Raw genomic sequence first — 14,000 nt, 5'->3', positions numbered from 1 at the left:
GGATCGTGCCTGTAAACTGGCCTAAAACCTTTATCCAGAAAGGTTGGCGCAAGCACTGGATTGCATGGTGTCCGTCAGTTCCTGCTGTTTCTAATTTAGGATTTCATCAGTCACACAACGCCAGGCTGGAGCCCCTGTGCCCGTTTATGCTGCGGCAGACCCGATACAGAAAGCGAACCGGATCATGACACGAAACGGCATTGGACCTGGTCTGGCGCGAATACTTCTGGTCGCTGCGCTGTACTTCATCTCTGGCCGGCTTGGTCTTTTTCTCGCCGTGCCTCCCGGCTACGCCACCATCATCTGGCCGGCCTCGGGCATCGCGCTCGGCGCGCTGTTCATTTACGGCTGGCGGCTCTGGCCCGGGATCCTGCTCGGGTCGTTTCTGCTCAACAGCTATATTTCCGGCGCCTACACCCCCGAAGCCGGGCTGGACAGCACCAAATTGTTGACAGCCCTTGCCATTGCCTGCGGATCGAGCCTGCAGGGTTTGCTCGGCTACGGGCTGGTCAGACGTGCGGTGGGTTTGCCGCTGACGCTGGACCGTTTCCGGCAGATCCTGCTGCTGTTCGTCATTGCCGGACCGCTGGCCTGCATCGTTGCCGCAAGCATCGGCGTCGGGTCGCTCTACGCCTCCGGAATCCTGCCGACTGAAGAGCTGGCGGAGAACTGGTTTACCTGGTGGGCCGGCGACGTGTTCGGCATCCTCATCTTCCTGCCACTGATCCTGCTCTCGCCGCTCAACGAGCACAGGCTTATCTGGCGCGGAACCACGCTTGGCAGACTGCCGGTAACGGCCCTGCTGATCCTCGTCATCCCGTTCGGCCTGACCTTCTATGCCTGGAAGATTTCTTCGGAAGCCAACACCGACAACGGGGAGATCCTGTTTGAATCGCTTGCCCTGGAAAGCAAGAAGGCGCTGCTGAGCCGCATAAGTTCCTACGAGAATGCGCTGCTTGGCGGGGTGGCCTATGTCCAGGGGTCGGAACTGGTCAGCCGTGATGAGTGGCGGCGGTATGTCGACATGCTCGACATCCAGAAGAACTTTCCGGGCATCAACGGTCTGGGGTGGATTATCCCGTTGGTGCCTTCCGGAATCGACAGATTTCTCGCCGCAACGCGCGCGGACGGGGCGCCGAATTTCGAGATTCACCCGAAAGATGTCGAGGACGGCCACTACATCATCAACTTCATTGAACCCGAAGCCATCAACCGGCAGGCTGTCGGGCTCAACATCGCGTTTGAAGCACACCGCAAACAGGCTGCCGACCTGTCGCGCGATACCGGGAAACCGGCAATCACCAAGCGGATCATCCTCGTACAGGACGCAGAGAAAACTCCGGGCTTTCTGCTCTTGCACCCGATGTACAAGGAAGGCTTCGAGCCCGGGTCCTCGGCCGACGAATGGGCCGTGTTCGACGGCTGGATCTACGCACCCTTCATCGCGAAGAACTTCATGAAGGACCTGACCCAGAGTCAGGGCAACACCATCGATTTCCGGGTTTACGACGGCAGCTCGGAAGATCCCGATGCATTGATCTACGACAGCCAGACGGTTCGCGTGGCCGATTACGTGCCTGCCTTCAGCAAGCGCGAGCAGATCGATGTGATGCAGCAGAAATGGCTGATCGTGTGGGAAAGCACGCCGGGATTCGAGCAGAATTCCCGCAACAACAACCCTGTCCTGATTCTCGCCTTTGGCCTGCTGATCTCCTTCCTTCTGGCGTCATTCCTGTTCGTGGCCAATATTCGCCGCAGCAATTCAACCGAGGACACGCCTGGCCCGAAGGCACTTGTTCTTCCCGGGGTTGTCCTCGTTGTCCTGGCGATAGGCAGCGTGGCGCTCTACCGTGCGCTGACCGCGACGGAGCTGGATTACCTCAAGGCCCTGACCGGCAACGAGGCCAGCAGAATAAGTTCGATTGTTGCGGCCGAGGCGAAAGGAAAGATCACCGCGCTCGAGCGAATGGCGAGCAGGCTGGAATCGAGCCGAAACCTGTCGGACCTGGCTTGGCGCACCGATGCCGCGAACTTCATCGAAGATCTGGGCGGGCTGCGCGCCATCAGCCAGGTAACCTCGGACAACCTGATACTGCAGTCCGAGCAGGCGGGAAAAAACGAGCGGCTGGTATGGGTCATTTCCATTCTCGACGGCACTCAGAAAGACGTGCTTTCGGCAGCCATTGCAGCAGACGTACCGAAACTGAGTGCACCGCTTGAAGTCATCCCCGGCGACCATGCCCTTACCGCATATTTTCCGCTCAGCATGCAGGGTGCACCAAACGGGTTCCTGGCCGGAGTATTCTCGGTTCAGGAGTTTTTCGGCGCCGAGATCCCCACCGAACTGCTGCAGCACTACCGTTTCGAAATCACCTATAACGGGCAGATCTATGCCACCTTCGGAAACCGGTCCCAGCCGCCGGAAGCGGACTGGCTGCTTCAAAGCAATGTCCGGATTCTCGACAAGAGCTGGTCGATCAACACCATCCCGACTGCCCAGTTTGTCACCTCTCAGCGCAGCCAGCTGCCCAATGTGGCTCTCCTCGCCGGATTGCTGATATCGGTTCTTGCAGCCGTGACAGCCCACATGACCGGACTGTCGCGACTGAAAACCGCTCGCCTGGAGGCGTCCAATGACCGGATAAGAGAGGAAGCCACGCGCAATTCCGCCATCATGAACACTGTTCTGGACGGCGTTTTGACAACCAACTCGCAAGGGCTTGTCGAAACCATCAATCCGGCGGGACTTCGCCTGTTCGGCTACGCCAAGGGTGACGTCGTGGGCAAAAACGTGAAGATGCTGATGCCAGCTCCCTACCATGAGGAACTTGACGCGTTTCTGCGCAATTATCAGCGAACCGACGAGCGCAAGTTTGCTGGTACACAGCGACAGGTCAGCGCGATACGCAGGGACGGCACCGAGTTCCCGATCGATCTTACCGTCAACGAGATGAGGCTTGACGGCGAGCGGATGTTCGTCGGCACAATCCGCGATACCAGCGAGGCGGTGGCTGCAGCCAAGGACCTGCATGAATCCAATACACTCAAGTCTGCGATTCTGGCGAGCACCGAGTACCTGATCGTTGCCACCGAGTTGGACGGCACGGTGATGATGTTCAACGAGGCCGCCGAAAGCGCCCTCGGATACACCGCTGAAGAGGTCGTAGGGAAACAAACACCATCGCTCTGGCACGACCCCGCCGAGGTTGCCCGACGGGCGCAGGAGCTGACGGAAGAGCTGGGGGAGACCGTCGAACCGGGTTTTGGCGTCTTCACCCGGAAAGTCGACCTCGTCGGCACCGACGAGAACGAATGGACCTTCATCCGCAAGGACGGAACGCGGTTTCCGGTTCTGCTGGCGGTGACGCCGTTGCGCGACGCAGAGCAGCGGGCAACCGGCTATCTTGGCGTCATTCTCGACATTACCAAGCGGAAGGAGATGGACCGCCTGAAAGCGGATTTTGTCTCCACCGTCAGTCACGAATTGCGGACTCCGCTGACATCCATTCGCGGCGCGCTTGGACTGATGGCCGGCCCGATGGCGAAGGACCTGCCGGAAAAGGCCGGTCGCCTGATCGATATCGCCCACAAGAATTCCGAACGCCTGACCGTGCTGATCAACGATATCCTCGACATCGACAAGATCGAATCGGGCCAGATGCGCTTCGACATGAATGAGGAAGATATCGGCGAGCTGCTGACACAGGCTGTCGAGGTCAACCAGCCCTATGCGGAAAAGCTCGGTGTGGCCTTCAAGGTAACCAAGATCGACCCAGGCCTGACGGCCGATGTCGATGCCGAGCGGCTGGCACAGGTGCTGGCAAATCTTCTCTCCAACGCAGCCAAGTTCACCAACAGGGGAGACGAAGTCGAGATCTCGGCCCAGGCCCAGCCGGGACGGGTACGCATTTCAGTCAAGGATCACGGCAACGGCATTTCCGAGGAATTCCGTCCCATGATCTTCGGCAAGTTTTCGCAAGGCGATTCCTCCTCGACGCGTGTCAAGGGCGGCAGCGGCCTGGGGCTTTACATCAGCAAGCAGATCGTCGAGCGAATGGGCGGCCGCATCGGGTTCGAGACCGAGACAGGCAAGGGCACGACCTTCTGGATCGAATTGCCACTGCTGGTTAAGGGACATGTCATCGGCGGCCTGGATGCGGACGACACCCAGCGTGCCTTGCTGCATTACAAGAGCAAGAATGCGCCGACGCTTCTGCACATCGAGGACGATCACGACCTTACCCGCATTCTTTCCATGTCGCTTAACGGCAAAATCGAGGTGGTTCCTGCAACCAGCCTGAAGCAGGCGGAACAGCTGCTGCGCAATCAGCACTTCGATCTTGTCGTTCTCGATATCGAGCTTCCCGACGGTTCGGGGCTTGAGTTTCTCACCGATCTTATCCGGCAGATCGTCCCACCTGTACCGGTGATCATCCTTTCGGCCAGCGAGGTATCGGGCGAGATCGAGAGTTCGGTCGCTTCGGCGCTGGTAAAATCGCGCGCCTCGGAGAAAGAAATCGTCGAGACCATAGAAAGCCTCTTATTGAGCTAGTGCGGATGGTGCCAGGCCCATACCCATAGCCATAGCGAAACAGACACATCCAAATCCGGAGCGCGACAAACAGATGAGTGATCCCCTCAAGGTCCTGTATGTGGACGACGAAGATGACATACGGGAAATCGCTGTGATGGCACTGGAATTCGATCCCGGATTCTCCGTTCGGAGCTGTAATTGCGGTTCCGAGGCGCTGGCGATTGCAGCGGACTGGTTGCCGGATCTGATCCTGCTGGATGTCATGATGCCGGGCATGGATGGCCCCGAGGCCCTCCAACGGCTTCGGCAGTCAGCGGAGACGGTCTCGATTCCCGTTGTGTTCACAACCGCGCGGACTCAGCCAGAGGACCTGGCGAAGTTCATGAGTCTCGGGGCTGCAGGAGTTATTTCCAAACCCTTCGAGCCGATGTCTCTGGCCGAGCAGGCGCGGGATCTCTGGGAGCGGACAAGAGGCTGACCGGATCGACATAACCGCAAGCTGAAAGCCAAGGCAGGCGCGGATCAAAGCTGGTCCATGCGATATGGATGGCTGGGCCTGAAAGCACCTGATATGCCGGGGCTTCGGGATCAGTCGAGCGCCTCTATCTCATTGATCAGGCCGGTGATTGCAGTTGTGAAACCGGACTCGCAATAGCCGTCCTGCCGCAGGATTTTCTCCAGCCTGACTGCGGCTTCACCGAGAGCCTGGAAACCGAAGACGCCGGATGCTCCGACCAGTGAATGCGCCAGCGTCGAGAGTCCAGCGTCAGCCGCAATCATACCACCGGGAGACTGCCTCGCTGCCAGCAGCTCCCCGATCTGATCGAGATGACCCCTGGAGCGCTGGATGAACTGGTGCCGCAACTGTTCGATCCGGTCGCGGGCTTCGGGCGGCAGCTGGTCGAGCCTGGTTGTTTTCAATTTACGATTGAGCATCAGCATGACTTCCTCGTGTTGTGCAGCGATGTAGACCGTCGGCTGGCAGACATTGGCGATACAGAGCGAACGGCCATCCAGACTGAGTCCGCTGCCATCGGCCGCCTGTTCGCAGATCACATTGATTGTCTTGATCTGTTCCACAACGGGGAACCCTCGAGAGTGCCGAGGACCTGACTTCGGTACACGGATGGGCGTAAGGCGCCAGTTCCGTCATTGGTCCTTCCCAGCGCCGGTGTCCGGGCTCGCCGGAACGTCTGCCGCCGGGTGAGCCAGAACGACCTGGTTGCGGCCATTGTTCTTGGCCAGGTACAGCGCACGGTCCGCCTCGGCGAAGATCTCGGCTGTGTTTTGACAGACGTCGCTACCGGCCACGCCGATGCTGATGGTGAGCGAGAACTGCTGCGGCCGGCCGTCAAAAATAATCCCGGCAAAATGGCTGCGGAAATTTTCCAGCACGTCAAAAACAGCCTCCGGGGACGTGTCTAGCAGAAGCAGCGCAAACTCCTCACCGCCGTACCTGCCCACCACATCGGTCTTGCGGACCCACCCGACCAGTGCGCGGGCGAGGATGGACAACACCTGGTCGCCGATGGGGTGACCCCAGGTGTCATTGACGTTCTTGAAATGATCAACGTCGATCATCGCCACGCAAAACTGCATGCCAGTGCGTCTGACCCGGTCCATCTCCTGTTCCACACGCTCATTGAAGCGGCGATGGTTGAGAAGGCCGGTCAGTCCGTCGCGCTCGATCAGCGACCGCAGGACCCGCGCGCGCTCGACCCGCAGATTGATCAGCATCACCAGCGCATCAAGGTCTGCCCGCTTGGAGATGAAATCGTCGCCGCCGAACTGCCGTGCCCGCATCTGTATGGCCTTGTCCTCTTCGGAGGACAGGAACACAATCGGAATCGACAGATGGCTCTTGTGCTGGCGAATGATCTTGGCGATCTCGATGCCGTCCGTGTGGGGCATCTTCAGATCCATGATGATGATGTCGAAGAAAGTCCCATTGATGGTCGGGATGATCTTCAGCGGGTCATTGAGAATCGACACGATCATGCCATTTGCGCGAAGTATCTCCGCATAGACGGCCGAGGCAACCGGATCATCGTCGACCAGAAGGATCGATGCCGGCTGTTCGCTGAGCTGGCCACCGAGGTGCTCGAGCCAGTGCACCAGCTCCGCCTGCTCGATCGGGTCTGCAATTATTGTGCTGACATGGGACCGGGCACATTTGGCGCGGTAGGCAAAGCTGGTTTCAGACGAGACAAGAATTTTCGGCAGCGCCTCGCCAAGATCTTCACAGATCTCAAGCGCATCGGGTATCGATCCGTCAATCAGCACCAGGGCATCGTCGCCGCCGCAGGACACGGCTGCCGCCTGCCCCGAGCTGCCGTCAACAGTTGTCGCGGTATAGTTCAAGGGGTTCATGACCCGGGTTACGTCTCGCAGGAATTTACCGCCGCCAATGACGTGGACCGAAGGCTGGGACGGGTTGCTGAAAATCGTTTCCACCTGCGCCAATCTGCTCGCCCGGGAATTTTCGACTGGATCTGAAACGTGGAACATGTTGGTCCTTCTCGATGGTCGCGATTTCCTGAATCTTTCGCGTTCGCCGATTCCTCGGCCCGTTTGATTTCTACTTCTGAAGCCGCGCCCCGGCACTCCTGTTGTTCCCAGCAGCACACCTGCCTTCAACCTTAACTTGCGCAGCAATACAACCTATTGATAATTATTGCTTTTCACAGGATGCTGATATATATACCAAGTGTGAGTTAAAATGAAACTAATGATGATTACGAAACTGTCTTTGCCCTGATCATCGAAGCTCTTGCACGCAGCTGCGAGAAGTTGAGTACTTGTTTTGCTTTTGTGAAAAACCTCCTCCCATCTGGACTTCGGCATGACGAATACTTGAAGCCGGAAATATTCAACATCAAAGCTTCCGCGCGACGGGTCTGCGTCCCGTAAGGCAACCCTGGTCGGAAGCATCTTCTCAATGGGAGTGGAATTCGGGCTTCCGGTGCTCGCCAAGAACGCCGAGACTGCGCCACAGAAGTTCTACCTGCATGATTGTGGATGCCATGAATTCCAGAGTTACGGCGTCGTCCGAACAAGAGGACGGAAGCCGCGATCTCTTCAGGGTCGCCTGTCCGGCCAGGCAGATGGAAGGGTGCGGCCACCTGGTCTGTCTCTCACGGCCACCACCGCTGAGTTCATCCATGATGTTGAACCAGGTCCAGCCGGCTGACACCGCATTGACGCGGATGTTTTCGGGGGCCAGATCCATCGCCAGGTTTCGTGTCGGTTGCAGGATCCCGGCCCTGCAAACCGGGTAGAGCCAGCGGAAGCGCTCACATCTCGACAGCCCGATCTCGCTCGAAGAAATCGCCAATACGGCCAGGGTCACGTCTGCGGCGGATGCATGAAGAGCAGATGGCGGGCGGGCCGGGAACCTCAGTGACCGAAGTGGCGACCCGGAGGGGGTTTTCGCGTCTCGGACGCTTTTCCCAGATCGACAAGGCCAGGTACGGCCAACCGCCGAGCAAGACGTTGCAGAACGGCTAAGGCGTCGGATTTGCGGACTGAAAACGGCCCGCCCCAGAAAAGGCGAGCCGTTGAAGATTTCCGAAGTATCCTGCAGCCGGTCAGTTGGCGTCGCTGTCCCAACCGGAAATGGCCTTGGCCTCAAGGAACTCCTCGATGCCCCAGACGCCGCCTTCGCGCGCCCGGCCCGACGCCTTGACGCCGCCGAAAGGCGCGCCGGCGCCACGCGACTTGCCGTTCATTTCGACCATGCCCGAGCGCAGACGCCGCGCCATGCGGTTGCGCTTGGCGCCGTCCTGGCTCTGGACGTAGTTGGTCAGGCCGTAGATCGTGTCATTGGCGATCTCGATCGCATGTTCTTCATCGTCGAAGGGCATGATCGACAGGACCGGCCCAAAAATCTCCTCGCGCGCAATGGTCATGTCATTGGTGACATCGGCGAAGACGGTCGGACGGACAAAATAGCCGCGGTTGAAGCCTTCGGGACGACCGGTGCCGCCGGCGACCAGCCGCGCGCCCTCGTCAATGCCCTTCTGGATCAGGCCCTGGATCTTGTCATACTGGGCAGCCGAGACCACCGGACCGATGTGGTTGCCCTCATCATGCGAGGAGCCAACCTTGGTGGAGGCGGCAACTTCAATCGCCTTCTCGACGGCCTGATCATAGACCGGGCGCTCGACCAGCATGCGGGTCGGCGCGTTGCAGCTCTGGCCGGTGTTGTTGAAACAGTGTCTCACACCGCGCTCGACGGCCTTTTCGTCGGCATCGGCGAAGATCACATTGGCGCCCTTGCCGCCCAGCTCGAGGCAGACGCGCTTGAAGGTGTCCGCGGCAGCCTTGGAGATGGCCGCACCGGCACGGGCCGAACCGGTGAAGCTGATCATGTCAACATCGGCATGGGTCGAGAGATCAGTGCCGACACCGACGCCATCGCCGTTGACCAGGTTGAATACCCCGGCCGGAACGCCCGCGGCATGGACGATCTCGGCAAAGACGAGCGAGGACAGCGGGGCAACCTCGGAGGGTTTGAGCACCATGGTGCAGCCTGCAAGCAGCGCCGGGATCACCTTCAGCGTGACCTGGTTCATAGGCCAGTTCCAAGGCGTGATCAGGCCGACAACGCCGATCGGTTCCATGGCGATGCGGTCATTGGGCGCATGCGGGCCGAGCGGCCGGATGAACTCGATGTCCTTGAAGGCGGTTATGAAATTGTCGATGTGCCAAGTGCCGGACGTGACCTGGCTGGAGCGCGACATCGATATCGGCGCACCCATTTCAAGGCTGATCGCCTGCGCCATGTCCTCGGCGCGCTCGGCATAGATCTCGCGGATCTTCTTGACATAGCCGAGCCGAACCTCCGGATCGGTCCGGGACCAGGATTCGTAAGCAGCCTTGGCGGCAGCAACCGCCTTGTCGGTGTCCTCGGAAGAGCCGAGCGAGATCACCGCGCAAGTTTCCTCGTTCGACGGGTCAATCACATCGCAATCGCGTGGCTTTGAAGGCGAAACCCAGGCACCGTTGATGTAAAACTCGCGCTTCTCGATCATGTCATTCTCCAAACTTGTTCAAGCGTCCCACATGGGGAGGCTGCCGGTTCAATTCAATTCTGTAGGGGTGGAATGCGGGTCGATGCAACCTCGATTCCGGCTTCAATCGGTTTTACCAGCAGGTCTCCGCAATGATTTTTGCCGCCCGCAGGTGATTGCGCCCGGGCCAGCGCTCAGCGCAGGGCCTGAAGCAGTGCCGGGGTGGGGAAGCAGGTCGGCCTCTGGCCGTTCTTCGCCTGCCATTCGCCGATCGAGCGGCGGGTCTTGTAGCCGGGCAGACCATCGGCGCCGCCAACATCATAACCCAGGTTTTCCAGCGAGGATTGCAGCCGGGCAATGTCGGAGCGCAACATCTTGCCGGTATCGCCCCAGGGCGTGACAAAAGCCGAGCCACCATGGGCCATGCGGTCGGCCAGATTGCCGATGAACAGGGCATAGAGATCGGAATTGTTGTATTCCTTGATGACGTAGAAGTTCGGCGTGACGACGAATTCCGGGCCGTAGATTCCGGCCGGAACCAGGACCATCCCCGGGGCGCGGCGCTCGTGCTCGGGAAACGGCCTGCCGGAAATGCGGATGATGCCCATGTCGGTGAGGGCACTGATCGGGCGGGCCCTGTCCGGTCCTTCCAGCGCGCAGGTGACACCTTCAGGGATCACCGCCTCGAAGCCCCAGTCACGGCCGCGCACCCAGCCCGACTTCGCCAGATAATTGGCGATCGAGGCGAGTGAATCAGCGGTCGAATTCCAGATGTCGCGCTTGCCGTCGCCATCAAAATCGACCGCGTGGTCGAGATAGCTCGAGGGCAGGAACTGCGGCTGGCCCATGGCGCCGGCCCAGGAGCTTTTCATCTCGGAGGCCGGGATGTCGCCGCGCTGAAGGATCTTCAATGCGGCAAGGACTTCCTTGCGGAACAGATCCGGCCGCGTCGACATGAAGGCCTTGGTGGCAATAACCCGGATGGCCGAATGCGGGATGCTGGCGCGGCCGAAACCCGATTCCCGGCCCCAGATGGCAACGACAATGGCGCCGGGAACGCCGTAGCGCTGCTCGATTCTTTGCAAAAGGCCTGAATGTTTCTGCATCAGCGACCGGCCCGAGGCGGTGAGACTCTGCAGGCTTTTCTCGCTGAAATAGGCGCCCGGGCTGCGAAACTCCGCCTGGCTCTGGGCCCGCTGTTTGGGCTTGGGAAAACCGGGAGGGACGAGATCAGGCAGATCCCAGTCGAGACTGACGCCCGCGAAAGCGCGGTCGAAAACCGGTTTGGAAACCCCTTCCCGTCTGGCTGCGGGCCAGAGATCCGCCTCGAGCCATTGCCGGAATTGCGCCTCGACGCCTGCCTTGGTGGCAGCCTGCGATTCGGGCACCGCAAGGGCGGCCATGGTGAAAGCGAAGATGACGGTGAGGATCAGGGTGCGAATCATGGGCCGAGCGTAACCCGAGCCTGGTGCCGGGAAAATGGCGCTTGACCCGCCGGACGCCCGATTTGGCGAAAATCGCCGGATCAGGATCAGAAAGCGGTGCGGGCGCGGATGGCGGCTGCCAGCGTGCCCTCGTCCAGATAATCCAGCTCGCCGCCGACCGGCACGCCATGGGCCAGGCGGGTGACCTTGATGTCGAAGCCCGACAATTGCTCGGTGATGTAATGCGCCGTGGTCTGGCCTTCGACGGTGGCGTTGACGGCAATCAGGATTTCCTTGACCCCGCCCTTGGCCACGCGGTCGACCAGACCGGCGATCGACAGATCATCCGGCCCGACGCCATCGAGCGGCGACAGCGTACCGCCGAGCACATGATAGCCGGCATTCATCGCAGCCGCGCGCTCGAGCGCCCAGAGATCGGCCACATCCTCGACGACGATGATGACGCTCTGGTCGCGGCTTGCGTCGGTGCAGACCGTGCAGGGATCGGAGGTGTCGGCATTGCCGCAGGTCGAGCAGATGCGCACCTTCTCGAAGGCCTCGTTCATGGCCAGCGCCAGGGGCCCCATCAGCTGATCCTTCTTCTTGATCAGCTGAAGGGCTGCACGGCGTGCCGAGCGCGGCCCGAGCCCCGGGACACGGGCAAGCAGCTGGATCAGCCGCTCGATCTCGGGGCCGGTTACACGCTTCTGCATTTCATTCTCCGATGGCGGTCAACAGGCTCAGAACGGCAGTTTCATGCCGGGCGGGATCGGCAGGCCTGCAGTGAGTTCCTTGGTGCGTTCGGCCATCATGGCTTCGACCTTGGCCTTGGCATCATTGTGGGCGGCGACGATCAGATCCTCGAGGATCTCGACATCGTCTTCCTTGAACATCGACGGATCGATCGAAAGACCCTTCATCTGCCCCTTGCCGGTCAGGCGTACACTGACCATGCCACCACCGGCCACGCCCTCGCATTCGAGCTCGGCGAGCTCTTCCTGCATCTTTTCCATCTTGGACTGCATGTCCTTGATCTTGCCCATCATTCCCATGATGTCTTTCATCGGGATCTCCTTCATGAACTCGGTTTGCCGGCTCTGTTTCGGCCGGAATGCTGGCGTTCCTGTCAGTCCGGGCTGTCGTCAGCCTCGATGTCGCCGGGGAGGATGTCGCCATCCTCTGACGGCGCAAGCGCGTCATCGGGCAGCGATTCTTCCGCGACGGCAATGCGGACATCGGTAACGCGGGAGCCGGGAAACTGCGCCAGGATGGCTGCCACGTCGGGATCCTGGCGGGCATCGCTGTGCAGCGCCTCGCGCTTGGCGATCTCGCGCTCGGCAATGGTGGGCTGGCCTTCCTCGCGGCTGAGCGTGACCGACCATTTGGCGCCGGTCCAGTCGCCCAGCTTCTTGATCAGTTCACCGGGCAGGCTGGAACTGGCATCGGGCGCGAGATTGATTTCGAGACGGCCCGGCTCAAGCCGGACCAGGCGCACGCCGGTGCGGATCTGCACCTTCATGGCAATGTCGCGGTTATTTTCGGCCAGCGCCACAATATCCTCAAGCGAATTGATGGCAACTTGAGGTTCCGGCTCCGCGACGGGCGGGGCGACAACCGATGGCTCGGCGGAATGGGCCAGGCGCATGGCGGGGTGGCGGCCGCCATTTCCACCACCATGCCCACCCTGGGCCGTGCGCCGTTCCCCGACCGCCATGGCGGTTGCGCCGCCACCGGAGGAGCCACTGCCGGAGCGTTGGCCAGCAGGGCCGGCAGACGTGCCGCCGGAAGCCTGAAACGCTTTCAGCGCTTCCTCGGGTGATGGCAGATTGGCGGCGTGGGCAATGCGGATCAACGCCATCTCGGCGGCCGCGGCGGGCCTGCTCGAGGTATCGCTCTCGGTGATGCCCTTGAGCAGCATCTGCCAGACGCGCGACAGGATGACGGTCGAGAGCTTTGCCGCAAAATCAGCACCGCTTTCGCGCTCGGTCTCTGTCAGCGAGGGATCTTCGCCGGCTTCGGGAACGAATTTGAGCCTCGTCACCAGATGCGTGAAATCCGCGAGATCCGTCAGGATCACCGAAGGGGCGGCGCCGGAATCATACTGATCGCGAAAGCTTGCAAGGGCACCGGCCACGTCGCCCGCCATCAACGCGCCGAACAGGCCGACGATGCGGGAGCGGTCGGCAAGACCAAGCATGGAGCGAACAGCTTCGGCATCGACGCTGCCGCCGCCATGGGCGATGGCCTGGTCGAGCAGGGAGAGACCGTCACGCACCGAGCCCTCGGCGGCGCGGGCGATCATCGCCAACGATTCGTCATCGATGGAGATGCCTTCCTGGCTGGCGACATTGCGGAAATGGGTAACGAGCAGGCCCGAATCGATGCGGCGCAGGTCAAAGCGCTGACAGCGCGACAGCACGGTGATCGGAACCTTGCGGATTTCGGTGGTGGCGAAGATGAATTTCACATGCGACGGCGGCTCTTCAAGCGTCTTCAGCAGGCCGTTGAAGGCCTGGTTGGAGAGCATGTGCACTTCGTCGATGATGTAGACCTTGTAGCGCGCCGAAACCGGGCGGTAGCGGACCTGCTCGATGATCTCGCGAATGTCGTCGATGCCGGTATGGGAGGCCGCATCCATCTCGATGACATCGACATGGCGGCCTTCCATGATCGCCTGGCAATGCTCGCCGGGCACCGACAGATCGATGGTCGGCTGGTCGATCTCGGTGGTCTCGTAATTGAGCGCGCGGGCCAGGATGCGGGCCGTGGTGGTCTTGCCGACGCCGCGGACACCGGTCAGCATCCAGGCCTGGGCGATGCGGCCTGAGGAAAACGCATTGGTCAGGGTGCGGACCATCGGCTCCTGGCCGATCAGGTCGGTGAAATCCTTCGGACGGTATTTGCGCGCAAGCACCCGGTACGGCGCTTGGTCCCCGGCATGTGATCCCGCCGAAACTGTGGTCGTGCCGGTTGTTTCGTCCATGATCCTCGTGCCGCCCTCGCGATGGCCGGGTGGCCATTCATGTGGAA

Annotated in this window: 10 protein-coding genes; 2 read left to right on the top strand and 8 right to left on the bottom strand. The window is 60.6% G+C overall.

Annotation, left to right across the window (positions count from 1 at the left end; genetic code table 11):
* Nucleotides 1-184 precede the first annotated feature (184 nt).
* Together CRO46_RS09985 and CRO46_RS09980 are read left to right on the top strand one after the other, a co-directional pair.
* Nucleotides 185-4,552, top strand: coding sequence for a CHASE domain-containing protein (locus CRO46_RS09985; RefSeq protein ID WP_143438984.1), 4,368 nt, complete (start codon nt 185-187; stop codon nt 4,550-4,552).
* A gap of 73 nt (nt 4,553-4,625) precedes the next feature.
* Nucleotides 4,626-5,012, top strand: a complete 387-nt coding sequence (locus CRO46_RS09980) for a response regulator (protein ID WP_097107389.1) — start codon at nt 4,626-4,628, stop codon at nt 5,010-5,012.
* A 110-nt stretch (nt 5,013-5,122) separates the two neighbouring features.
* Here CRO46_RS09980 and CRO46_RS09975 read toward each other — a convergent pair whose 3' ends face one another.
* The 8 genes from CRO46_RS09975 to CRO46_RS09940 all read right to left on the bottom strand — a co-directional run bounded on the left by CRO46_RS09975 (nt 5,123) and on the right by CRO46_RS09940 (nt 13,953).
* On the bottom strand, nt 5,123-5,614 hold the full coding sequence (locus CRO46_RS09975; RefSeq protein ID WP_097107387.1) for an Hpt domain-containing protein: 492 nt from the start codon (nt 5,612-5,614) through the stop codon (nt 5,123-5,125).
* Nucleotides 5,615-5,683: 69 nt separating this feature from the next.
* On the bottom strand, nt 5,684-6,988 hold the full coding sequence (locus tag CRO46_RS09970; protein ID WP_179759007.1) for a GGDEF domain-containing response regulator: 1,305 nt from the start codon (nt 6,986-6,988) through the stop codon (nt 5,684-5,686).
* Nucleotides 6,989-7,469: 481 nt separating this feature from the next.
* Entirely contained in the window at nt 7,470-7,883 is a 414-nt protein-coding gene (locus CRO46_RS20070) for an SDR family oxidoreductase (RefSeq protein WP_210421512.1), read from the bottom strand.
* A gap of 238 nt (nt 7,884-8,121) precedes the next feature.
* Nucleotides 8,122-9,567 carry an aldehyde dehydrogenase family protein gene (locus CRO46_RS09960; RefSeq protein WP_097107383.1) on the bottom strand — a complete coding sequence of 482 codons (1,446 nt, stop codon included), beginning with the start codon at nt 9,565-9,567 and terminating at the stop codon, nt 8,122-8,124.
* 173 nt (nt 9,568-9,740) lie between these two features.
* Nucleotides 9,741-10,991 carry a lytic murein transglycosylase gene (locus CRO46_RS09955; protein ID WP_097107381.1) on the bottom strand — a complete coding sequence of 417 codons (1,251 nt, stop codon included), beginning with the start codon at nt 10,989-10,991 and terminating at the stop codon, nt 9,741-9,743.
* 86 nt (nt 10,992-11,077) lie between these two features.
* Nucleotides 11,078-11,683 (bottom strand): recombination mediator RecR, encoded by a 606-nt coding sequence (gene recR, locus CRO46_RS09950; protein WP_097107379.1) that lies wholly within the window; start codon nt 11,681-11,683, stop codon nt 11,078-11,080.
* A gap of 27 nt (nt 11,684-11,710) precedes the next feature.
* Nucleotides 11,711-12,034 (bottom strand): YbaB/EbfC family nucleoid-associated protein, encoded by a 324-nt coding sequence (locus tag CRO46_RS09945; protein ID WP_097107716.1) that lies wholly within the window; start codon nt 12,032-12,034, stop codon nt 11,711-11,713.
* Nucleotides 12,035-12,096: 62 nt separating this feature from the next.
* Nucleotides 12,097-13,953, bottom strand: a complete 1,857-nt coding sequence (locus tag CRO46_RS09940) for a DNA polymerase III subunit gamma/tau (protein WP_097107377.1) — start codon at nt 13,951-13,953, stop codon at nt 12,097-12,099.
* Nucleotides 13,954-14,000 lie beyond the last annotated feature (47 nt).

The sequence above is a fragment of the Parahoeflea halophila genome (assembly GCF_900220985.1).
Taxonomy (GTDB): Bacteria; Pseudomonadota; Alphaproteobacteria; order Rhizobiales; family Rhizobiaceae; genus Hoeflea; species Hoeflea halophila.
Note: the sequence above shows the minus strand (reverse complement) of the source record. Positions and strands in the feature narration are given on the sequence as shown.

Bases quoted from the DNA above. Each gene is read 5' to 3' on its own strand.
- recR (WP_097107379.1), bottom strand. From the start codon at position 11,683: ATGCAGAAGCGTGTAACCGGCCCCGAGATCGAGCGGCTGATCCAGCTG.
- CRO46_RS09960 (WP_097107383.1), bottom strand. From the start codon at position 9,567: ATGATCGAGAAGCGCGAGTTTTACATCAACGGTGCCTGGGTTTCGCCT.
- CRO46_RS09980 (WP_097107389.1), top strand. From the start codon at position 4,626: ATGAGTGATCCCCTCAAGGTCCTGTATGTGGACGACGAAGATGACATA.
- CRO46_RS09955 (WP_097107381.1), bottom strand. From the start codon at position 10,991: ATGATTCGCACCCTGATCCTCACCGTCATCTTCGCTTTCACCATGGCC.
- CRO46_RS09985 (WP_143438984.1), top strand. From the start codon at position 185: ATGACACGAAACGGCATTGGACCTGGTCTGGCGCGAATACTTCTGGTC.
- CRO46_RS09940 (WP_097107377.1), bottom strand. From the start codon at position 13,953: ATGGACGAAACAACCGGCACGACCACAGTTTCGGCGGGATCACATGCC.
- CRO46_RS09945 (WP_097107716.1), bottom strand. From the start codon at position 12,034: ATGAAAGACATCATGGGAATGATGGGCAAGATCAAGGACATGCAGTCC.